This is a genomic window from Idiomarina piscisalsi (genome assembly GCF_002211765.1).
In the GTDB taxonomy this organism is placed as follows: Bacteria; Pseudomonadota; Gammaproteobacteria; order Enterobacterales; family Alteromonadaceae; genus Idiomarina; species Idiomarina piscisalsi_A.
This window is the reverse complement of sequence record NZ_CP022133.1, coordinates 892,750-915,292: the sequence shown is the minus strand read 5'-3', so window position 1 is coordinate 915,292 and position 22,543 is coordinate 892,750. Positions and strand designations below refer to the sequence as shown.

The window sequence follows — 22,543 nt, the reverse complement described above, 5'->3', positions numbered from 1 at the left end:
GGAGAATATCCAATGAAAAAATCACTGTCCGTACTTTTTGCGAGCGTTGCTCTTAGTTTATCTGCCAGCACTATCGCTAACGAGCACGCATTTAACGACGGCGAAAAGGCTGTTGAGTATCGCCAAAAAGCCTTGTCTATTATGCAGCAGAACTTCGCGGCTATGGCTGAAATGGTGAAAGGCGAAGTGAACTACGACGCACAGGTCTTCACGAACCGTGCAAAAGACTTCGAAAGTTTAGCAGGTATTCCATGGAGCGGCTTTGCGGTCGAAGGCGCTATGCCAGGCGACAATACCGATGCGCTAACGGCTATCTGGGATAACTGGGAAGATTTCCAGCAACGGTCGAATGACTTACAGCAATATGCATCAGAGCTCGCCGTTGCCGCTGAAACAGGCTCAATGGATAACATCAAGCCTGTATTTATGAACGCAGCACAAACCTGTAAAGGCTGTCACGACGAATATAAAGACTGAATTACAGCAATAACATAAAGAGCAACCACACAGCTATTGCCAGCAGTAAACCTTGCCATCCTGGCTTTAATTGCGGCGCCGGCTGTGTGGTATTTTTATAGCCGTGAACCATCGCACCAACCAATTTAATGCCCTTCAGGCGATACATAGCAACCGCTAAAATATGGAATGCGATAACAACTAATATCGCGTCAAACTGAGTTTTATGCCAGTCAGTCAGCAATTCTTGTGTGTCAGACGACACCCAGCTCGCTAACGGTCCTGAAAATAAAATGCCATCACTAGAGAAAAGCCCGGTCACGGCCTGAGCAATAAGCAAAGCTAACATTAGCAGCACGGCCCAGCCACCGGCTGTACTATGCGTCGTTTCCGGCTGGTATTGACCATTAAAAAGTGTTTTCAAATGAGAGGGAATACGTAAAGGAGAACGCACAAAGGCCTTAAAACGGGCGTTATTACTACCAAAGATCCCCCACGCAACTCGCATGACTAACAGCGACAAAATGGCGACACCAAAGTCTTTATGCAAGTCCATACGACCGTTATCAGCGGTCCACCATAACCCAATCACCAATAAAATGATCATCAGATGAAAAAGGCGTACAAAGCTGTCCCAAACCTTTACAGAATTTTCTTTCTGAATCATCGTGTTAACTCCAAAACACTAGGAAAACTCGATACCAGGTGCTAGGGTATAGTTAATTCAATGAAAAAGGTAGTAGGCATGACGAAAGTTTTAATTGCTGACGATGACTTTATTAGTCTGGAAGTCCTAAAAGCGATGCTCGGTCAATACAATGTCGAGATTCTTACCGCAACCACTGGTGAAGAAGCACTGACTCAAGCCAAAGCAATGCCCAACCTCATTTTCCTTGATTACGAAATGCCCGATATGTCGGGTGCTGAGGTTTGCAAAACCTTACGTGGTCAGCCTGAATTTGAAAATACGCCCATTATCGCCATAACCAGCCACCAAAGCGCCAGTGAAATGACAGCGTGCCGCGAGGCTGGCATGGACGCTACGTTGCATAAACCGGTTTCTCCCGAAGCATTGGAGGAGCTGTTCAACGAGTATGTGAAGCCTTAATATTATTTAAAGCGTTGATCATCAGCCAACTGAACCAGTGCTTCACTCTCTTTTAAAAACTGCTGTGAAAAATCACCAAAATACGTTTGTGCTTCGCTGTATAAGTGTATTAATTCGTCCTTATTGCCTTCTTTAAGCACTTTCAGCAACTCTGAAAACAAGTTCAGATAACGACTGATGGACTCAGTGCGCTCGCCATGAGACAACATAATATCGGCATACAGTTCTGGGTTCTGCGCGAAGAGTCGACCGACCATCATTAGCTCCATTCGGTAAATGGGCGAGCTAACATTAAGCAGATTCTCTATATCGACATTTTCTTTTGCCATGTGCAGACCATACACGAAGGTGCTTAAATGTCTGAACGCTTGTACCCAGCCCATGGCTTCATCATGCGCCTCAGCGTCGGTTTGGTATAAATGAGCTCCCCAATTAGACAGCTGCTCCATGAGCCATTGGTACTCTTCGGGTCTACGCCCCGGTGTAACCACTATTAACTGTTTTGCGAAGGTCTTTATTGTCGGACCAAACATTGGGTGCAGACCCACCACCGGACCAGCGTGAACGCTCAGCATTGCGTTAAGCGGACCTTCCTTGGTACTTGTAATATCAGCCAGAACACAGTCATCGGGTAGCTTCGGTAATGACGCGATCACTGTTTCTGTTTGATTAATAGGAACGCTGATAACAACCAACTGTGTGTGATTTAAAGCCTCGTCATCCGGCCAGGCGTCGCCTTTATCGACAATAATGGTTCGGTAACCGGTTTGCTGAAAGAACTCAACAAACTTAGCGCCTAAGGCTCCTTTGCCGCCAACGACAATAACCGGCCTTTCCGGAGTGGATGAAGTTTGACTAGCCTGTCCGGTTTGGGTTTGGTAGGAGTTGCGAATAACTCGGCGTAAAATGTCTTCAACAAAATCTTCCGACACGCCAAGTTCAATCGCCCTTTTTTTGCGCGCCTGTATCATTTTGTTTTCCCGCTCAGGAACATAAAGCGGCTGCCGCAAGGCCTTTTTAACATCACCGACTTCGGCGGTTAATGCCTCGCGCTTCGCCAGTAAGCGGATAAGTTCTTCGTCGGTGCTGTCTATCGACTGCCTTAGCTCGTCTAATTTTTCTTGCGGTGTTTTATTCATGGGTATCGTTTTAATTAAGGCTGATTAAAATAGCGCGGTACGCTTTTTGAACATTTTGCATCTTAGCAACACTACCGCCTTTATCGGGGTGGTATTTATGTACCAGGCGGCGGTACTGCTTTTTTACTTGTTTTTCGGTCAACGGCGGTATTAATTCCATCACTTCACAAGCTTCGTCGGTCGGCATCAGTTGCTTAGTGGAAAAATCTTGCCCCATTCTTTCCCAAAAGTCATTAAGCATCGACTCTACATCGGTTTCAGAAGTATTGCTCAGTTGACTTAAGTCTAAATAATACTCCGCCAGAGAGTCGTTTTCGGCTAGCGTTTCTTCACCCTGCTGCCATGGCTGACATTCAATATTCAGCGTATGAATGAATAACTCGTATTTCTTTTGCAAACGCCAACGTTCACGCAGCTTATATAAGCTGTGGAACAAAATGAAATGCGTTTGAAACAGGTTTAGGGGATCGCGCAGCGCCGTTTTATCAAAAAACTGGTACGGCTCAGCTTGCAAAGCCTCAATGAGTTGATGCTCTGTCCAGTGATGCTGGGAGTCCAAACATTCAGCCAAAATTTGGATAAGTATTTCAATGTCTTCTTCCATAGCAATTAGGCTAACAAAAAACCCAGCTCAAGGCTGGGTTTTTCTTTGCTATTTCGATTTTTAATCGCGTTCTTAAGAAAGCTTCTCACGAATACGTGCAGACTTACCTGAACGCTCACGCAAGTAGTAAAGTTTCGCGCGACGAACTGCACCGCGACGCTTCACTTTAATGCTATCTACCAATGGGCTGTGCGTTTGGAAAGTACGCTCAACACCTTCACCATTCGATACTTTACGTACCGTAAATGCAGAGTGAAGACCACGGTTACGAACACGGATAACAACACCTTCGAACGCCTGCAGACGTTCACGGTTGCCTTCCTTAACTTTTACATTTACAACAACAGTGTCACCTGGTGCAAACTCAGGTAAATCTTTTTTCATTTGCTCTTCTTCAAGAGCTTTAATGATATTTTGGCTAACTTTTGCCATTTTTATATCTCCTATCCTAGATAAACTGTCCGCTGTTAGCTGGATGACCGTTGTTCAATAAATTCACTCAACAAGGCTTCCTGCTCGTCAGTCAGAGCTAGGTCTTTAATTAACTCCGGACGTTGCAGCCATGTTCGCCCTAAGGACTGCTGCAACCGCCAGCGACGTATTTTGTCATGGTTTCCACTCAATAGTACTGAGGGAACCTGCTGCTCGTTATAAACTTCCGGTCTCGTGTAATGCGGGCAATCCAGTAAACCATTTGCAAAAGAATCTTCCTCTGCAGAGTCCCGATGCCCCAACACGCCGGGCACTAATCTTGAAATAGCATCAATCAGCACCATTGCTGGTAACTCACCGCCGCTTAACACATAGTCCCCAATTGACCATTGTGCATCGACATACTTTTCAATAACGCGTTCGTCAATGCCTTCATAACGGCCAGCAATTAATATCATTCGATCATTACCAGAGAGCGACTGCACTCCTCTATGATCCAATGTTTGCCCCTGAGGTGACAGATAAATAACCGGCGTATCCTGACCAAGGTCGTTTTTAGCGGCCTCAATAGCATCAACCAAAGGCTGTACCATCATCAGCATGCCAGGTCCCCCACCGTATGGTCTGTCGTCGACCGTGCGATGGCGATCGTGAGTGAAATCACGAGGATTCCAAACACTCACCTGTAATAAACCTTCCTTTATGGCTCTACCAGTAACACCGTAATCGGTAACGGCAGAAAACATGTCAGGAAATAAGCTAATAACACCAATTTTCAATGGGACTTCCATTAGAAGTCAGACGGCCAGTCAACCTGAATACGCTTCTCTTCCCGATTAATCTCAGTGATATATTCACTTTGAATAAACGGAATAAGACGCTCAGACTTTCCAAACGCATCATTGCTATTTGCTTTTACCACCAATACATCATTCGATGCGGTTGGCATTATCTGTTCAACCACCCCCATGTCATAGCCTTGAAGGTTCACCACTTGCAAACCAATTAGGTCGTGCCAGTAGAACTCATCATCAGCTAATTCAGGCAACTCATCCGCAGTTATGCAGATATCCGCTCCGGTCAGGCGCGCAGCTTGATCGCGGTCGGACACACCTTCCAGTCGAGCAATCAGTCCCTTATTGTGGCGACGCCACTCAGCGACTTCGATAGTTTGCTCGCCTTTTTGTTTGAGCAGCCAAGGGCTGTATTCAAATATTGACTCAGGGTCTTGCGTAAATGACTGTACTTTCAGCCAACCTTTTACGCCATACACCGCACCTAAGCGACCTATAACGATATGTTCTGACTGAGCCATCATTAACTACCCTGAACAATTAATGCTTACGCCGCAGCGCTTGCATCTTTAACTAATTTAGCAACGCGCTCAGATAATTGTGCGCCTTTGCCTACCCAGTGCTCGATGCGGTCAACATCAACACGAAGTTTTTCTTCCTGACCACGAGCTAGTGGGTTAAAAAATCCTACGTTCTCGATGAAACGACCGTCGCGTGAACGGCGACTGTCAGCAACTACCATTTGGTAGAAGGGGCGCTTTTTCGCACCGCCACGTTGTAAACGAATGGTTACCATTGCGTTCCTCAATATAACTGTTGTTTAAATGTAAAAAATAGCAAAGCCCTCCGACTGAGTCGGAAGGCTCGGCAATTCTACTGATTTTTCGTTGAAATGCAAGCTTGACGCGCTTTTTCCTAACGGCCTGGAAACATTCCCGGAGGCAGTTTCCCACCCATACCGCGCATCATTTTCTGAAGACCGCCGCCTTTCATCTTTTTCATCATTTTTTGCATCTGCATAAACTGCTTCAGTAACTTGTTCACGTCCTGAACTTGCGTTCCTGAACCCGTCGCAATACGGCGTTTACGAGAGCCTTTAATGACATCGGGGTGACGCCTTTCCTGTGGGGTCATTGAATTAATAATCGCTTCCATACGAAGCGTCATTTTATCATCCATTTGACCTTTAATTTGGTCGGTCATTTTACCCATGCCGGGCATTTTATCCATGAGCCCCATCATGCCGCCCATCTCACGCATTTGCACAAGCTGGTCCCGAAAGTCTTCCAGTGAAAACTGGCCTTTTTTCATAACTTTCTTGGCGACTTTCTCAGCTTTCTCCTTGTCGACCTTCTGTTCGACTTCTTCGATGAGCGACAGCACATCGCCCATACCAAGAATACGTGACGCAACCCGATCGGGATGGAAAGCCTCCAGGGCATCCGTTTTTTCACCAACACCAAGAAACTTAATAGGCTTGCCAGTAATATGGCGAATCGATAATGCAGCACCACCACGAGCGTCACCATCGGTTTTCGTTAAAATAACACCGGTTAACGGCAATGCATCACTAAACGCCTTTGCCGTGTTCGCCGCGTCCTGACCGGTCATCGCATCAACGACAAACAGCGTTTCAATAGGCTTAATGCTTGAGTGAAGCTGCTGAATCTCCGCCATCATGTCTTCATCGACCGCTAAACGACCTGCCGTATCGACCAGAACCACATCGACAAACTGTTTACGCGCAGCCGCTATGGCCGCATTGGCGATATCAACCGGCTTTTGTTCGGTAGACGACGGGAAAAAATCGACTCCCACCTGTTCTGCAATGGTTTCCAACTGTTTAATGGCCGCCGGACGATACACGTCGGCACTAACCACCATGACTTTCTTTTTCTCGCGCTCGGTCAAAAACTTGGCGAGCTTACCCACACTGGTCGTTTTACCCGCACCCTGCAAGCCTGCCATTAGTATCACAGCCGGTGGTTGTGTATTCAGTTGCAAAGGAGCGTTGCCTTCGCCCATCGCCGCTTCTAATTCTGACTGGACGATTTTGACGAACACCTGACCCGGTGTCAGGCTTTTATTGACCTCAGTACCAACCGCTCGTTCTTTTACCTTTGCGATAAAATCTTTTACAACCGGTAACGCAACGTCAGCCTCAAGCAGCGCCATACGCACTTCACGTAACGTTTCCTTTATATTATCTTCTGTCAGCCGACCTCGGCCACCGATAGAACGCATCGTCTGCGATAGGCGTTCTGATAAATTTTCAAACATATCGGTCGTCTCTTTTAATTTCGGAATTCTGGCGTACAAAGTGAATGGGGGCAGTATATCCGAATTGCAAGAAAGTTTCGCCCCCGAAGTATTGGGTTTACCCGTTTGACAACGTATACTCAACATCAAGAACAACAAACATCAGGGAAACTGAGCGCGTGATGCTCTTTATATTGCTGCTAATCAGTGTCGTCGGCTATTCGGCTAGTGCTTTCATCATTTTGCAAACCGTATTTAACGGTAAAGAGCATAAGCCAGCGTCACAAATTATTCCCGCAGGTATCGCTATCATTGCGCATGGTTGGCTTATTGTTCAGCAGCTCGCTGTTGATGACTTTGACCATATTAATCTGTCGTCCAGTCTGAGTATGGTCGCCCTATTTGTCACCGTGACCTCATTCATTCGCTTCCAGCGCTTCAGTAATTTGTTTCTTAAGCCCATTATTTACCTGTTTTCAGCGTTGACCTGTGTATTGTTGGTATTTACCCCGGTTCATCTCGGGGCAGACATTAGCTCAAAACATGCGTTATTTATTCATATTGCACTGTCGCTAATTGCTTACGGCATTCTTGCGCTGGCCACGCTATACGCAATACAAACCAGCTACTTAAGCCGTATTTTAAAACGACGTAAAAATCACTCGCTACTCAACAAGCTTCCGCCACTAATGACCATAGAAAGAAACTTTTTTAATTTATTGGCACTTGGCACCGTAGCGTTGTTTGTTGCTTTGGGCAGTGGCTTTTTATTTCTAGAAGATATGTTTGCCCAGAACCAAGCACATAAAACCATATTAACCAGCCTGGCAGCCATCATTTACCTAATTGCGCTTGTTTTACATCGGGTTTCCGGCCTGCGTGGGCGGCTCATTGTCCTATTGACGCTGACGGCTAGCACGTTACTTACGCTTGGGTATTTTGGAAGTCGTTTTGTGAAAGACTTCTTAATAGGCTAAACAACCCTTGACTTCATCGCTCAGCACTCTAAATTGTCACCTTCTAATTTAACGTAAGGAAATAACCGTTGGACGAGATATCAACGAGCCTGTTGCTCGTTATTTTAGCCGTACTGATATTTTTATCCGCTTACTTTTCAGGCTCTGAAACCGGGATGATGTCGATTAACCGATATCGCCTAAGACATCTGGTGCAAAGTAATCACCGCGGAGCCAAGCGCGTCCAGCATTTATTAGATCGCCCCGATAGGCTCATTGGTCTTATTCTTATTGGCAACAATTTAGTCAACATTGGTGCCTCAGCGATAGCCACTATTATCTGTTTGCGTTGGTTTGGTGACGCCGGTATTGTCGTCGCTACTTTCGGACTGACTCTCATCATCCTCATATTCTCAGAAGTTACCCCGAAAACGATCGCCGCGCTGCACCCGGAAGAGATCTCTTTTCCAAGCTCATTGATCTTGCTACCACTTCTCAAAGTCATGTATCCGGTGGTCATTGGTGTCAATGCGATAACCAACTCATTTATGAAACTTCTCGGAGTCAATCCTAAGCAGTCAGGTATGGCTGATGCACTCAGTACCGAAGAGCTTCGGACAGTGGTTAATGAAGCCGGAAATTTAATACCCACTTCTCACCAGGAAATGTTAGTCAGCATACTCGACTTAGAAAAGGTCACCGTAGAAGACGTGATGGTGCCACGTAATGAAATTATCGGCATCGACATTAATGATGAGTGGAAGTCTATCGTCAAGCAATTGTCTAATGGCCAACACACCAGGGTATTGCTTTACCGTAACGAAATAGACGATGCCGTCGGTTTCCTGCATGCCCGCGATGTCATGCGGCTAATGACAAAAAACCAATTTAACGCAGACAAGTCTATATTAGTGCGCGCCGCACGGGATATTTACTTTATTCCAGAAGGCACGCCACTCAATGTCCAACTATTAAAATTTCAGCGTAGTAAAGAGCGCATAGGGCTGGTAGTTGATGAGTACGGCGATATTCAAGGCCTGGTAACGCTGGAAGATATTCTGGAAGAAATTGTCGGTGACTTCACAACGACCATGGCACCGGCGCCGAGCGAGTCGGTGACTCAAGAAAGCGACGGTGTTTACGTCGTAGACGGGTCAGCAAACTTGCGCGAACTGAATAAAGAAATGGATTGGGACTTCCCAACGGACGGTCCGAAAACACTCAGCGGTCTTATCATCGAACAGTTTGGCGATATACCTGACTCGCGCTTATGTCTGCGCCTTGGCGGCTACCCGGTAGAGCTGGTTGAAGTCGGAGATACTATGATTAAACAAGCTCGCGTTCTGCCTGAGCTCTACAAGACACCGACAGAAGCCCAAAATGACTAACCAAAGAAAAGACGCCACAACCAACCTTTTTGCAAATCTTCTTCACAAGTCTTGAGCTGCGTCGCATAGGTTAATGAGCGGCGCTTAACAATTTTTGATACGCGAACAAGCCACGGCTTTTTCAAGTAACTTTTCCGTTGATAGCCGCCCCACCCCTCATGATAATTCAGGTATTGTCCGTAGGCGTCCCACTTTGAAACGCCATTGACTTGATACGTTTTATAGATAAACCAACCCATAAAATCGATTGCATCTTCAAATGAAGAGCGACTTGCCCAACTGTTGCCTGTTTCTCGTTGATAGTCTTCCCAAGTCATGGTTTTTGCTTGCGAATACCCGTAAGCGGAACTGACCCGTCCCCATGGAATGAAGCCTAATAAATAATCTCTGGGCGGCAACGCATCATGCTTAAACGAGCTTTCCTGATACATCATAGCCATAGGAACATGGATAGGGACGCCCCAACGTTCGCGGGCGTCTTCGGCGGCGTCGTACCAATCGCGATGCTCTTCAAAAATAGCACAAATGTTCTCTGGATTTTCAGGGGGCGGGGTTGCACAACCACTTAACAGAACAGCAAAAGCCGCTGCTGTAAAAGTGATTCGATTCATTGGCTTAAAAAAATGTATTTTCATTGAACTTTCTTCAAATAGGTTACTCTGAATATATGAACACATTGAGAGTTAACGTATTTGTTCATCCCCTGAACGTTTTATTTGACGCAGCCAACATTGGCTGCGTTTTTTTATGCGTCATATAAAACAGCTAACGACCCGGCTGCTTCGCATTTTCAAAATAATTCATTAAAAAAGTGTCAAAGTCGACCTTATTGTCTTGTTCATATCGATCATTGAATGCAGTTTCTGACCTCTGGGCCCATTCACTAAAGTCATTCTGACTGTATAACTCAAGACCAGAACTTATCATTTGCTGACGATATTGCTTCGCTAAAAGCATGCCTATGCGGCTGTTGTCCCAGTTTTCAGACTTTAGCTGATGCATGATTTGCCCGGAAAGTGTTCGCTCCGGGTTTAACACCCATTCGTACAAGTCCGCCAGATCATTCTGATAGTCCTTCGAATGACTCGAGTTGTCCAGCGTTTTTGCCAACAGTGAAAAATCGGCAAACAGCTCTTCAAGCCAGTCAGCCATTAGTCTGTCGATACCATTATGCGCCAGACTTAAGCGTGGGTTACGGCCTTGCATAACCACTTTGGTAAAATTCTTATCCGCTTGTTGTTGCTGCTCCCAAGTCATCTCGTCACTTGGCTGCAACAAACAGTGCAGTAATAACAAATCGAGGAAGCGCATTTGTTGAGCGGTAATCCCCACGTCGCTAAATGGATTCACATCCAGCGCTCTTATTTCAATGTACTCAACCCCACCACGCTCTAACGCTTGACTTGGCGTTTCGCCATCCCGGGCAATCTGCTTGGGCCGAATTGGCGAGTAAAACTCATTTTCTATCTGCAAAATATTGTCGTTTAATTGACGGTATTCGTCGTCGACTTTTACACCTATTTTCGAAAACTGCTGAGACTGGGTCGTTATTGCTTTACGCAAACCTTCTACGTACTCTCCCAAAGAGTTATAGGTAATTTTTAACGTCGCCTGCTCTTTATTGGTGTAGCCCAAATCACTCATGCGCAAAGACGTACCATAAGGCAAAAACACCGTTCCTTTACCAACCGTGTCAAAGTCCCACTTGTTCAACAACTCTTCATTATTGGTCTGGGTAAAAAACGACTTACACAATGCCGGCGATGCACCAAACAAGTAGGGAATAACCCAGGCAATGCGTTTGAAGTTACGAATTAAACCGAAATATCTTTTACTGCGATAATCACTGTCATTCACTTCGCCGTCCATTTGCGCGAGCTGATCCCACATCTCATCGGATACTGAGAAGTTATAATGAACACCAGCAATGACTTGCATGGTCGCTCCGTAGCGGTAAGTTAACCCTCGCCGGTATAAACTTTTCATTCGCCCGGAGTGAGAGTCTCCATATTTAGCAATACGAATGTCCTTATCGGAGCCCAGATAGCACGGCATACTCATCGGCCATAACAGTTCTTCTCCGATAGCGTTATAAGTGACCCGGTGAATATCACGTAATTGCTTTAATGTGGTATCAATATCCGTTGCTACTGGTGTAATAAACTCCAGAAGGTTCTCAGAATAGTCTGTTGTGATGGTTGGGTGAGTCAAGGTACGGCCTAACTTACCTGGGTGATCGGTCGTTGCGAGCGTGCCATTTTCATTAATACGCAAGGCTTCGCGCTCGATACCACGTTTTATTCCCTGCCAAACATTCGGCTTATCACTTTGCTTAAGCGTTTCTACAACTGATTGAAATGTGGCTTGCAAGAGACTACTCCACTGACAAAAACGGATTATTTTCTGCTGCTAAGCTTACTGGTAAATACTTTAAACGTCCATGATAGAGGTGGTAATTTTCCTGATATTGCTTGGCGATTCACCATCAACATGGCAGACTAACGCACGTATACAACCCTCTTTCGGTTATGGATTACCATGAGCTCATTCTGGACGTTTTTACAGCTGATTTTTGTTGTTCTGCAAGTATCAAGCCTTGTGCTTTACGCGCTGCTGCCCTCCCCCTGGAGCGACACCGTTCTGGTCGCAATGATAACGTTCAGCTTAATTATAGGCATTGCTATTTGGTGGTGGTCACGCCGTAACGCGTTAACCGCGCCTTTCCGCCAGCCGTTTTTGTCATCTGATTCAATGCAGCTTTTTGAACAAGTTTTTAATGACTTGCCGACTCGAGTTTACTGGCGCGATTCTGAGCTAAATTTACTCGGTGGCAACGAGGCTTTTGCTAAAGACTTGGGTCTTGCGCCAGACGCAATTACCGGGAAGTCCGATAGTGATATTCCGATACTCGCCAATAACTTAACTCTCCGGAAGAAAGACCAGAAGACCTTTGCAGAGCAACACCCCTCAACCAACGAAGAGTTGGAGTTAACCCTTGCTCAGGGGAGTCGTTGGGTTGAGCATTCCAGTGTACCGCTGCACGATGACGACGGTAACATCATTGGTATTTTAGGCAGCTACTACGACATTTCCGGCATTAAATCGGTTGCCGAGGAAATGGAAAAAGCCAAAGAAACCGCAGAAAATGCGAACCGCTCTAAGGGCGAATTTCTTGCTAATATGAGTCATGAAATTCGCACACCGATTAATGCCATTGTCGGTATGGCTAACTTGTGCCTTAAAACGGAGTTGAATCAGAAGCAGAAACGCTACATCAAGGTCATCGACTCGTCCTCGCAAGCGTTGTTAGGTGTGATTAATGACATCCTCGACTTTTCAAAAATTGATGCCGGTAAACTGACCGTTGAAGAAATACCGTTTGATTTGCAAGACGTACTGACGTCGTTAGCCGACATGTTTGCCTATCGCGCCTACGACAAAGATCTCGAGTTCATTATTAATTTACCGGCCAATATTCCCACCAAGCTGATTGGTGATCCACTGCGCTTAAACCAGGTACTTGTGAACCTCATTAGCAACGCCATAAAGTTCACCGAAGACGGCGAAATCAATGTCGCAGTTAACTTGCTCGACAGCTCAGACAACGACGTTCTGCTGCGTATTTCAGTCACCGATACCGGTATTGGCATGGACGAAGAACAACGAGCCAATTTATTTAAAGAGTTTACTCAGGCCGATACCTCAACCACACGCAAGTATGGTGGCACCGGGCTTGGTCTTGCGATATCCCGTCGACTCATTCTCTTGATGGGAGGTGATATCGGTGTGACAAGTGCCGTTGAACAAGGATCGACTTTCTATATCGAGATACAGCTGCCGGTGCAGCGCGAGCAAGACAACAGCCACCACGAATATCTGCTCAAGCACTTAACCGACAAACGAATTTTGGCGGTTGATGACAATTTGAGTACTCGCGAAATGCTTTATGAAATGCTGCGCAGTTATAAAGTTGACGTCAAGGTGTGCCGCACTGCCGAGCAAGCGCTTAAAGTCTTTGACGAATCCGTTCAGGAAGGCAACCCATACGAGTTACTGCTCGTTGACTGGCGACTGCCGGGTATGGACGGTTTGCAATTGTGCGAGAAAATAACTCAGACTTACGATGCCGATATACGTCCTAAGCTAACGTTAGCTACCGGCTATTACGCTGAAGAACTGTCGGAAAAAGCCAAACGTGCGGGTGTAAACGATATTTTATCGAAGCCATTTACTGCATCGACACTCGGACGCAGTTTAACCTCAACACTTCTGCACCGGGATATTGACGAAGAAATCAGCCCGGAACCATCCGGTAGTATTCCTGATAATCTGATTGGCGCGCCCGTATTGGTTGTGGAAGACAACGAAATTAACCAACAGGTAGCACGTGAGATACTCAGCAGTCATAAGTTTCAGGTTGATATAGCAGAGAACGGTCAGCTTGCTGTAGAGGCGGTGCGCAAAAAAAATTACGCCATCGTACTTATGGATATTCAGATGCCAGTAATGGATGGACTTAAAGCCGCACAACAGATTCGAACTGAATTCACATACAAACAACTGCCCATTCTGGCCATGACAGCCAATGCAATGAGCGGCGATGAAGAGCGTTCGCTGGCGGCGGGTATGCAAGGCCATATACCTAAACCCATTGACGAGAAAGTGCTACTAAAAGCCATTTCGAAATGGGCAGTTCCCGGTGACTATTCGGATGAGAACGCCAACGATACTGGATCTGTAGATGAGCAACCGGAACCTACTGCCAATACGCCAATAAAAATACCACAAGTCAAAGGGATTGATTTTGAGTCTGCCCTCGCTCGACTACAGTACAACGTTGAATTGTATTTAAAACTGGTGGAGCAGCTTTACGAGAGCTATCAAGGTAGTGCGACCAAGGTGTCGGACTTTATCACGCGCGGCCAACATGACAGCGCCAAACGTTATTTTCACTCATTGAAAGGCGCAGCAGCTAACTTAGGCTTTACGCAACTTAAAAATAAAGCCGCTGATTTAGAGTCTTTTATGGCGGAAGGTGAAATTGACAAAGTCGCTGACCAAATAACCGAACTTGAAAAACGCTTGCGTTTCGCACACCAGGCAGCACAAGATCTAGAAACTATTCAGCAGCATCAATCGTAAGGTTAATTATGATACGTTACTTTTTTCTAATCCCCCTGCTGCTCAGTCTGCTTTGGTTGCTATACCTTAAGACGAATGGCTGGACGATTAAGCAAGGGTACAAAGGATTTGTCTATATCGCCGTTATAAGCGCAGTCATCGCCGCTTTTTACACGGCGATGATGTTTATTACAGGGCGTTAGTCATTAGGGAGCAGCTGGACTAAACCAGCGCAAGCAGTATGCCGGCAGCCACAGCTGACCCCAGCACACCGGCCACATTAGGCCCCATAGCGTGCATTAACAGGAAGTTCTGTTGATTCGAGTCCAAGCCCACCTTATTCACAACACGCGCAGCCATGGGAACTGCAGAAACACCTGCCGCACCAATAAGCGGGTTGATAGGATCTTTACTAAACTTCGCCATTAACTTCGCCATAAGCACCCCACTTGCCGTACCTATCGCAAAAGCAATTGCACCAAGTAATAAAATACCCAATGTCTGGAAGCTTAGAAACTGATCCGCCTGAAGCTTTGAGCCTACGGCTAAGCCTAAGAAGATAGTCACGATGTTAATCAGCTCATTTTGGGTTGTCTTAGTAAGCCGCTCAACAACTCCTGATTCACGCATTAAGTTACCTAAACAGAACATGCCAACCAACGGCGTTGCCGACGGTAGAAATAATAATGTTAAGGTAATTGCGATAAGCGGGAAAAACAGCTTTTCACGACGTGCGACGGGTCGTAACTGCTCCATTTTAACCTGGCGCTCTTCTTCAGTAGTAAGCAGCTTCATAATTGGTGGCTGAATAATAGGCACCAACGCCATGTAAGAGTACGCTGCAACCGCAATGGCACCTAATAAATCCGGAGCTAATTTTGACGCCAGAAATATTGCAGTGGGCCCGTCAGCACCACCGATAATTGAAATAGCAGCCGCATCTGACATTGAAAACTCAATGCCCGGAACAATGTTCAAAGCAATGGCTCCAAACAATGTTGCGAAAATACCAAACTGAGCAGCACCGCCCAGAAACAGCATCTTAGGGTTTGCCAACAACGGACCAAAGTCTGTTAATGCTCCGACCCCCATAAAAATCAGCAATGGAAACACGCCAGTGTCAATACCGACCGAATAGACGTAATACAACACTCCGCCCGGCTCAGTAAACCCAGCCAGCGGAATGTTGGCCAGTATCGCGCCAAAGCCGATTGGCAATAGCAGTAACGGCTCAAATTTTTTCGATATCGCTAAGTACAACAATAACCCGCCGACCAATATCATGCTGAACTGGCCCAGCGTCATTGCGGAAATACCGGTGGTTTCCCACAAAGTCATTAACTTATCCATGTTAACCCACCGTTACTAAGCTATCGCCCACTGTTACCGCATCGCCTTCTTTTACATGAATCGCGTTCACGGTGCCGTCATTTTCCGCTTTAATATCGGTTTCCATTTTCATTGCTTCCATGACCAGAACGACATCTCCGGCTTTAACCTGACTGCCTTCCTTTGCAACGACTTTGAAAATATTTCCCGCTAACGGCGCTTTAATCGTTGTTCCTTCACCGCCGCTTGCACCATCACTTGGGGATGCCGACGCTGACTGTTTGTTACCTGAACTTTGCGCTTCTACTGAGTCAACCTGACCAGAAGGGCCCACTTTTACACTGAACTTCTGACCGTCGACTTCCACATCATAAAGCTCGACACCGCCACTTGATTGTGCCGGAGCGGGCTGCGCTTGCTCTCCTTCAGATGAACTTTCACCAGGCTCTTTCGGGGCTGGCTCAAAGGCATCCGGGTTGTCGCGGTTTTTCAGGAACTTAAGACCGATTTGTGGGAACAGCGCGTAGGTCAATACGTCATCTTCGACATTATCAGCTAGACGAATGTCCTGTTCTTTCGCCGTTTTCTTGAGCTCTTCAGTCAGCGCGTCCATTTCATCGTCAATTAAGTCAGCCGGACGACAGGTAATAGGCTCATTACCATCTAACACACGTTTTTGCAGATCTTTATTCACTTCTGCCGCTGTCGCACCGTACTCGCCTTTCAGAACCGCTGCAGTCTCTTTTGAAATATTGGCATAACGCTCACCGCTCAATACGTTAAGTACCGCCTGTGTTCCCACAATTTGAGAAGTTGGTGTCACCAATGGAATAAAACCAAGATCTTCACGGACTTTAGGTATCTCTTCTAATACCTCATCAAACTTATCAATGGCGCCCTGCTCTTTCAGCTGATTTTCCATGTTCGTCAGCATACCGCCAGGCACCTGAGCTAACAGAATTCTAGCATCCACGCCTTTCAGAGAGCCTTCAAACTGAGCGTACTTCTTACGAACATCGCGGAAGTATGAAGCAATTTCCGCTAAATCGGGTAGTGACAAGCCTGTATCTCTATCCGTGCCTTCGGTCATTGCCACCAATGTTTCCGTTGGTGAGTGACCATAGGTCATGCTCATCGACGAAATAGCAGTATCGAGCATATCAATACCTGCATCAATGGCTTTCTGATAAGTCGCCACACTCAAACCCGTCGTTGCATGACATTGCATAGAAATGGGTAGGTCCGTCTTTTCTTTCAACGCATTGACTAAATCGTAAGCATCATTCGGTCGCAGTAAGCCGGCCATGTCTTTAATGAATAACGAATCACAGCCCAAGTCTTCAAGCTCTTGCGCCATCTCAACCCACTTATCCAACGTATGCACAGGACTGACGGTGTAAGCCAAGGTACCCTGGGCATGCCCTTCAACATCCTTCGCTGCTTTTATCGCTGTTTTTAAGTTGCGAACGTCGTTCATTGCATCAAAGATACGAAAGACATCCACACCATTTTCTTTTGCTCGTTCTACAAAACGGCGAACAACGTCATCGGCATAGTGGCGATAACCTAGTAAATTCTGCCCGCGTAGCAGCATTTGCTGGCGCGTGTTCGGCATTGCTTTGCTGAGCTCTCTAATACGTTCCCACGGATCTTCGCCTAAATACCGAATACAAGAGTCAAAGGTTGCTCCGCCCCAGGACTCCATTGACCAATAACCGACTTTATCCAGCTTTTCCGCTATTGGTAACATGTCATCTAAGCGCATTCTGGTCGCTAATAAAGACTGGTGAGCATCTCTTAAAACAAGCTCAGTTAACAGCAAAGGCTTACTCATTTAGACATCTCCTTGTTTTCTGCGGCCGAATGGCGCTGACGATATTGATGTACGGCAGCTGATACTGCTGCAACCAATGTCGGTGACTTCCCTGCGGAAGCGTCAGAGCGAGTTTGACTCGGTGTCTGTGGTGCTAGAGAAGGCGTCGGTATCAACCATTTCATGACGGCCATACAGACAACTAATATGCATAAAAAGACAATGACAGCACCCATACCAACGAGCATGAGCTGAGCTGCTTGGGTAAGTAGTTCTTGCAAAAGACACCTCGGAACGACTGCAAATTGTTATAAATTTATTAAATACTATGGTAGCAAGTCGCGCAAGAATTTGCAGTGCGAAATAATCGGTATTCAAGAGCTAAATAAGCGAAATAGCAAAAGAAATAAGAAAGTAGATGATAAGGGTAAGCAAAAGAAATGGCGCGCCCGAGAGGAGTCGAACCTCTAACCGCCTGGTTCGTAGCCAGGTACTCTATCCAGTTGAGCTACGGGCGCATTGCCTGAAGTGTTTTTATGTGAAAATGGCGCGCCCGAGAGGAGTCGAACCTCTAACCGCCTGGTTCGTAGCCAGGTACTCTATCCAGTTGAGCTACGGGCGCTAATTTTCACTTAACGAATGGCGGAGAGGGAGGGATTCGAACCCTCGATAGGGCTACAAACCCTATACTCCCTTAGCAGGGGAGCGCCTTCAGCCACTCGGCCACCTCTCCAAATCGTTGTGGCGTGAATTCTAGCGATGTTGGCAATAATGTCAATTGGTTTTTTAAAAACAATGGTTCAAGTGTGGGATAATTGACCATCTCGTTGGATTTTTCCACAAATTAAGCAGAAAGTATAAAAAAACCGGCAAAAGCCGGTTTTTTCTAATCATTCTTTCTCGTCATGTTCATCGTCTTTTTCAGACTGAATGCGCATGTAAATTTCTTCTCGATGGACGGAAACATCCTTCGGGGCATTTACACCAATACGTACTTGGTTCCCTTTTACGCCAAGGACAGTGACCGAAACATCATCACCTATCATTAGTGTCTCACCTACACGGCGTGTCAAAATTAGCATAATTGCTCCTTCAATACTGTCCCGATGTTACCGCAACAATCGAACGTTTCCCTGAATTGATGTAAGCAGTCTACCAATAATGATAGCGATTACACTATAACGAAACTCATAAATCTAAGTTACGATAAATGCTGCTCTAACCAGGTTGTTGCCGTAGCCAAGGCTTCATTTAAATGTTCAGGCAGTGAGCCTCCGGCTTGCGCCATATCGGGTCGACCACCACCCTTACCACCAACCACATTTGCGGCTTGATTGACTAAATCCCCTGCTTTGACTTTAGCCGTTAAATCGCCAGTTACCCCGGCAATCAAACTCACTTTTGAGCCATTCGCAGTTCCTAGTAATACGACACCAGAACCAATTTGGTTCTTCAGGTCATCAACTAATTCACGCAGCGATTTAGGGTCTGCTTGATCAAGTTCAGCAATAATCACTTTGACACCGCCAATTTCAACGGCTTGTGACACCAAACCACCTCCAGCCTGAGAGGCGAGCTTCTTCTGCAGCTGATCATTCTGACGCTCTAATTCACGTTGTTTCTGCAGTAACTGCTGAACTTTCTCAATTAAATTGTCTGGTTTGGCTTTAACTTCTCCAGCAACTTGGTTCAGTAGCGCCTGCTGTCCTTGAGTATAACGCACTGCGGCTTCGCCGGTTACCACTTCAATACGACGAACACCAGACGCAATGCCGCTTTCTGAAATAATACGGAATAGACCGATATCACCAGTAGAACGAACATGCGTACCGCCACACAACTCCATTGAGAAGTCGCCCATACGCACGACACGAACCTGCTCATCGTATTTTTCACCAAACAAAGCCATTGCGCCAGCGGCTTTTGCTTCTTCAATGTCCATTAACTGAGTTTCAAGCGACAAGTTAGCGCGGATTTGCGCATTCACCTCACGCTCAATTTGAGCAATTTGCTCGGTTGAAACCGGCTCAAAGTGCGAAAAGTCAAAGCGCATTTTATCTGCTTCAACCAAGGACCCCTTCTGAGTAACATGCTCCCCTAACAGATTTCGCAGTGCGGCATGCACTAAGTGCGTCGCCGAGTGATTCCGCTTAATATTTTCACGGCGCTCAGCATCAATTTCAGCTTTTACCGAATCATTGAGTTGAATAGTCGATAACGCTTTACCATGATGCCCAATCGCTTTGCCAATATACTGCGTATCCGTCACTTCAAACACACCACCATTCGCAACCAATTTACCGGTATCGCCTGTTTGGCCGCCGCTTTCTGCATAAAACGGTGTTTCTGACAGCACAATAATGCCACTTTCTCCAGCTTCTAAGCTCTTAACAGGTTTTCCTTCTTTGAACAGTTCAACGACCTTAGAATCGCCATCTATTTGTTCGTAGCCTGTGAACGCTGTTTTATGCTCAGACTTAATTTGCTCGTTATAGTCCATGCCGAACTGAGAAGCTTGCTGTGCTCTTTGTCTTTGTTCTGCCATGGCGTTTTCAAAGCCTGCCTCATCAACGGTTAACTCTTGCTCACGCGCAATGTCAGCGGTTAAGTCAACCGGGAAGCCATAAGTGTCGTAAAGCTTAAAGACCACGTCACCCGGAATAACGGTGCCATCAATCTGCCGGATCTCATCAGACAGTATTGCCAGACCGCGCTCAAGCGTGCGGGCAAATTGCTGCTCTTCACGCTCTAATGCATCTTTAATAACGGCCTGTTTTTCTACCAGTTCCGGATACGCGTCCCCCATCTGGTTAACAAGCTCATCAACCAGCTGGAAGAAAAACGTTGCTTTCGCACCCAGTAAGTGACCGTGTCGCACTGCTCGGCGAATAATACGGCGCAAGACATAGCCACGTCCTTCATTTGAAGGCATGACACCATCGGCGATTAAGAACGAACATGAACGGATATGGTCCGCAATAACACGCAGTGATTTATTATCTAAATCGTCCGTACCAATAATTTTCGCTGCTGATTGAATGAGAGCCTGAAACAGATCAATTTCGTAGTTACTGTGCACATTCTGCATAATGGCAGAAATACGCTCTAACCCCATGCCCGTGTCTATTGAAGGGTTTGGCAACGGCTCAAGCGTACCGTCAGCCTGACGGTTGTACTGCATGAAAACCAAATTCCAAATTTCAATGTAGCGGTCACCGTCTTCTTCCGGCGTCCCCGGAGGCCCCCCCCAAACATCCGGGCCATGGTCGTAAAATACTTCCGAGCATGGACCACAAGGGCCAGTATCACCCATCGACCAGAAATTATCTTTCTCACCAATGCGAGAGATGCGATCTTCCGGTACACCAATATCTTTTGCCCAGATATCGTAAGCTTCATCGTCTTCTGTAAAAACCGTCACCCACAGCTTTTCAGCCGGTAGTTTCAACTCACTGGTGAGAAAGTCCCACGCGTATTCAATCGCTTGCTTTTTAAAGTAGTCGCCAAAGCTAAAGTTCCCCATCATCTCAAAAAAAGTATGATGACGTGCGGTATAACCGACGTTTTCCAGATCATTATGTTTACCTCCGGCACGCAGACAACGTTGTGCCGAAGTCGCTTTGTCGTAACGGCGCTTATCGGTTCCCAAAAATACATCTTTAAACGGCACCATACCCGCGTTAGTAAATAACAACGTTGGGTCATTGCCCGGTATCATTGATGCCGAAGGCACTCTTTCGTGTCCTCGCTTCGCAAAATAACTGAGAAATGTTTCACGAATTTGGGCACTGTTCATGCTCATAGTTTGTCCTACTCGCTTTTTCAAAAGACTGTGGGTTTAATTACTAATATCCTGTTAGATTATCACGAAGTCATTGCTCAGCCTAGCTTTCTGGTCGATCGACACACGCGAATATTTGCTCTGAGTTAAAGCCTCGTTGCTGCAGAAAGCGGACTTGTTTCATCCATTGCTTTTGATCTTTCGGTGGTTCATCGCCAAAACGACGCTCCTTCAATTCTGAGCACAAATTAAACCAGTCTATTTCCATTTCTTCCAATAACCGCTCGACAAGTTCTATCGACAACCCTTTTTGCTGGGTAGCTTGCGCCAGAATTTTAAGCCGTCCTTGTTTTTGAGACACCTTTTCACGTATAAAAATCTCAGCAAACCGTTCGTCGCTTTGCCAGCCTTTTTCTTTAAAGTCCGCCAATATCTCGTCCACCATTTTAGTGGGCCAGCGCTTTTGAATTAGCTTTCTTCGCAGCTCCTGATAGCTTTGTTCACGACGACCTAACAGGCGAAATACCGAGTCTCGCAGTGCGTTTTCATCATATTCTTCTGAACTTTCACCCATGACCTATACTCCATAGCTAAGCGTTATGGGAATTCTATACAGGGACACTAATCATGACCAAGAGTTACTTAAAATCAAGCGTTCTTTCGGTTTGTCTGTTAGTTCTTACAGCCGGATTCCACCAAGTCACACAAGCAGCAGAGCAACGCATCACAGCGACCGGCAATGGCAGTGTCAGTGCGGTGCCCGATTTAATGCGAGTGACCTTTTGGGTTGAAGAGCGTGGCAATAAGCTCAGCTCACAAAAGACGGTGGTCGACAACACCACTGAGCGCCTGTTAAACGATTTAATAAAAAAAGACATAGCTGAAAAAGACATTCAGTCTTATCAGCTGCAAATATATCCTCAATACGAACAAGACTCTGACGGTAAAACCAAACAAAGTGGCTTTATCGTGCGACGAGAAATAAAGGTCACTCTCCGTAACCCCGAAAACTATGACAATATCATTGATTTAGCATTGTCGCGGGGGGTCACCCGGGTTGGACAAATTCAGTTTGAAATTAGTAACCAACAGGCGCTTTATCAACAAGCACTCATTCAGGCCTATAAACAGGCACAAATGAAATCGGAACAGCTGGCTGAAACCGCGGGTCTTGCTCTCACCGGAACGTTAAGTATTACCGAACGCTCAATTTCACGCCCTTTTATGATGCAAATGGCTGAAGCCAGCGTTCGCTCGGACAAGGTGTCGCTACCAGGTCAACAAACAATAGAGGCATCCGTTGAGGTCGTTTTTTCTGTCAAAAACGTACAAAATAAAAGCAACTAACCAATTGCGTCGATCA

At 46.2% G+C, this 22,543-nt stretch carries 22 protein-coding genes and 3 tRNA genes; 6 read left to right on the top strand and 19 right to left on the bottom strand.

The window, feature by feature from the left end; all coding sequences use genetic code 11:
* Positions 1-12: 12 nt before the first annotated feature.
* Positions 13-477, top strand: coding sequence for a c-type cytochrome (locus tag CEW91_RS04465; RefSeq protein ID WP_088767840.1), 465 nt, complete (start codon positions 13-15; stop codon positions 475-477).
* A gap of 1 nt (position 478) precedes the next feature.
* On the opposite strand, the gene CEW91_RS04460 is transcribed toward CEW91_RS04465, so the two are convergent.
* Complete coding sequence (locus CEW91_RS04460; RefSeq protein WP_088767839.1) at positions 479-1,123, bottom strand: cytochrome b/b6 domain-containing protein; 645 nt, start codon at positions 1,121-1,123, stop codon at positions 479-481.
* 78 nt (positions 1,124-1,201) lie between these two features.
* Here CEW91_RS04460 and CEW91_RS04455 point away from each other — a divergent pair, with 78 nt between their 5' ends.
* The gene (locus CEW91_RS04455) at positions 1,202-1,564 is read left to right on the top strand and encodes a response regulator (protein WP_088767838.1); all 363 of its coding nucleotides are present in this window, start codon (positions 1,202-1,204) and stop codon (positions 1,562-1,564) included.
* A gap of 2 nt (positions 1,565-1,566) precedes the next feature.
* On the opposite strand, the gene tyrA is transcribed toward CEW91_RS04455, so the two are convergent.
* From tyrA to ffh, 7 genes are all read right to left on the bottom strand, one after another.
* On the bottom strand, positions 1,567-2,703 hold the full coding sequence (gene tyrA, locus CEW91_RS04450; RefSeq protein WP_088767837.1) for a bifunctional chorismate mutase/prephenate dehydrogenase: 1,137 nt from the start codon (positions 2,701-2,703) through the stop codon (positions 1,567-1,569).
* 10 nt (positions 2,704-2,713) lie between these two features.
* A complete protein-coding gene (locus tag CEW91_RS04445; RefSeq protein ID WP_088767836.1) occupies positions 2,714-3,307 on the bottom strand; it encodes a DNA-J related domain-containing protein in 594 nt (197 codons plus the stop codon).
* 72 nt (positions 3,308-3,379) lie between these two features.
* Positions 3,380-3,739 carry a 50S ribosomal protein L19 gene (rplS, locus tag CEW91_RS04440; protein ID WP_088767835.1) on the bottom strand — a complete coding sequence of 120 codons (360 nt, stop codon included), beginning with the start codon at positions 3,737-3,739 and terminating at the stop codon, positions 3,380-3,382.
* A 35-nt stretch (positions 3,740-3,774) separates the two neighbouring features.
* On the bottom strand, positions 3,775-4,518 hold the full coding sequence (gene trmD / locus CEW91_RS04435; RefSeq protein WP_088769355.1) for a tRNA (guanosine(37)-N1)-methyltransferase TrmD: 744 nt from the start codon (positions 4,516-4,518) through the stop codon (positions 3,775-3,777).
* Positions 4,519-4,529: 11 nt separating this feature from the next.
* Positions 4,530-5,054: a ribosome maturation factor RimM gene (gene rimM / locus CEW91_RS04430; protein WP_088769354.1), complete on the bottom strand. Its 525-nt coding sequence runs from the start codon at positions 5,052-5,054 to the stop codon at positions 4,530-4,532.
* Between the two features lie 26 nt (positions 5,055-5,080).
* Positions 5,081-5,329, bottom strand: coding sequence for a 30S ribosomal protein S16 (rpsP, locus tag CEW91_RS04425; protein WP_088767834.1), 249 nt, complete (start codon positions 5,327-5,329; stop codon positions 5,081-5,083).
* A 119-nt stretch (positions 5,330-5,448) separates the two neighbouring features.
* Complete coding sequence (ffh, locus tag CEW91_RS04420; RefSeq protein WP_088767833.1) at positions 5,449-6,813, bottom strand: signal recognition particle protein; 1,365 nt, start codon at positions 6,811-6,813, stop codon at positions 5,449-5,451.
* A 161-nt stretch (positions 6,814-6,974) separates the two neighbouring features.
* On the opposite strand from ffh, the gene CEW91_RS04415 reads away from it, so the two are divergent.
* Positions 6,975-7,769, top strand: coding sequence for a cytochrome C assembly family protein (locus CEW91_RS04415; protein WP_088767832.1), 795 nt, complete (start codon positions 6,975-6,977; stop codon positions 7,767-7,769).
* Between the two features lie 68 nt (positions 7,770-7,837).
* On the top strand, positions 7,838-9,136 hold the full coding sequence (locus CEW91_RS04410; protein WP_088767831.1) for an HlyC/CorC family transporter: 1,299 nt from the start codon (positions 7,838-7,840) through the stop codon (positions 9,134-9,136).
* On the opposite strand, the gene CEW91_RS04405 is transcribed toward CEW91_RS04410, so the two are convergent.
* Entirely contained in the window at positions 9,133-9,747 is a 615-nt protein-coding gene (locus CEW91_RS04405) for a transglycosylase SLT domain-containing protein (protein ID WP_088769353.1), read from the bottom strand. The genes CEW91_RS04410 and CEW91_RS04405 overlap by 4 nt on opposite strands.
* Before the next feature lie 154 nt (positions 9,748-9,901).
* Positions 9,902-11,506, bottom strand: coding sequence for a glutamate--cysteine ligase (gene gshA / locus CEW91_RS04400; RefSeq protein ID WP_088767830.1), 1,605 nt, complete (start codon positions 11,504-11,506; stop codon positions 9,902-9,904).
* A gap of 168 nt (positions 11,507-11,674) precedes the next feature.
* Between gshA and CEW91_RS04395 the strand changes: the two genes are divergently transcribed.
* Complete coding sequence (locus tag CEW91_RS04395) at positions 11,675-14,278, top strand: response regulator (RefSeq protein WP_088767829.1); 2,604 nt, start codon at positions 11,675-11,677, stop codon at positions 14,276-14,278.
* Positions 14,279-14,479: 201 nt separating this feature from the next.
* Here the strand turns inward: CEW91_RS04395 and CEW91_RS04390 are convergent, their stop codons facing one another.
* From CEW91_RS04390 to CEW91_RS04350, 9 genes are all read right to left on the bottom strand, one after another.
* The gene (locus CEW91_RS04390; RefSeq protein ID WP_088767828.1) at positions 14,480-15,607 is read right to left on the bottom strand and encodes a sodium ion-translocating decarboxylase subunit beta; all 1,128 of its coding nucleotides are present in this window, start codon (positions 15,605-15,607) and stop codon (positions 14,480-14,482) included.
* Position 15,608: 1 nt separating this feature from the next.
* Complete coding sequence (oadA, locus tag CEW91_RS04385) at positions 15,609-17,420, bottom strand: sodium-extruding oxaloacetate decarboxylase subunit alpha (protein WP_088767827.1); 1,812 nt, start codon at positions 17,418-17,420, stop codon at positions 15,609-15,611.
* Positions 17,417-17,680 carry an oxaloacetate decarboxylase subunit gamma gene (locus CEW91_RS04380; RefSeq protein ID WP_088767826.1) on the bottom strand — a complete coding sequence of 88 codons (264 nt, stop codon included), beginning with the start codon at positions 17,678-17,680 and terminating at the stop codon, positions 17,417-17,419. Before CEW91_RS04380 ends, oadA begins: the two co-directional genes overlap by 4 nt.
* A gap of 160 nt (positions 17,681-17,840) precedes the next feature.
* Positions 17,841-17,917 (bottom strand) — tRNA-Arg (locus tag CEW91_RS04375).
* A 27-nt stretch (positions 17,918-17,944) separates the two neighbouring features.
* Positions 17,945-18,021, bottom strand: a tRNA-Arg gene (locus tag CEW91_RS04370).
* 18 nt (positions 18,022-18,039) lie between these two features.
* Positions 18,040-18,132 (bottom strand) — tRNA-Ser (locus tag CEW91_RS04365).
* A 157-nt stretch (positions 18,133-18,289) separates the two neighbouring features.
* Entirely contained in the window at positions 18,290-18,481 is a 192-nt protein-coding gene (gene csrA / locus CEW91_RS04360; protein ID WP_053952511.1) for a carbon storage regulator CsrA, read from the bottom strand.
* 119 nt (positions 18,482-18,600) lie between these two features.
* Positions 18,601-21,201, bottom strand: a complete 2,601-nt coding sequence (gene alaS, locus CEW91_RS04355; RefSeq protein ID WP_088767825.1) for an alanine--tRNA ligase — start codon at positions 21,199-21,201, stop codon at positions 18,601-18,603.
* Positions 21,202-21,283: 82 nt separating this feature from the next.
* Positions 21,284-21,754 carry a regulatory protein RecX gene (locus CEW91_RS04350; RefSeq protein ID WP_088767824.1) on the bottom strand — a complete coding sequence of 157 codons (471 nt, stop codon included), beginning with the start codon at positions 21,752-21,754 and terminating at the stop codon, positions 21,284-21,286.
* A gap of 53 nt (positions 21,755-21,807) precedes the next feature.
* On the opposite strand from CEW91_RS04350, the gene CEW91_RS04345 reads away from it, so the two are divergent.
* Positions 21,808-22,527: an SIMPL domain-containing protein gene (locus CEW91_RS04345; RefSeq protein WP_088767823.1), complete on the top strand. Its 720-nt coding sequence runs from the start codon at positions 21,808-21,810 to the stop codon at positions 22,525-22,527.
* Positions 22,528-22,543 lie beyond the last annotated feature (16 nt).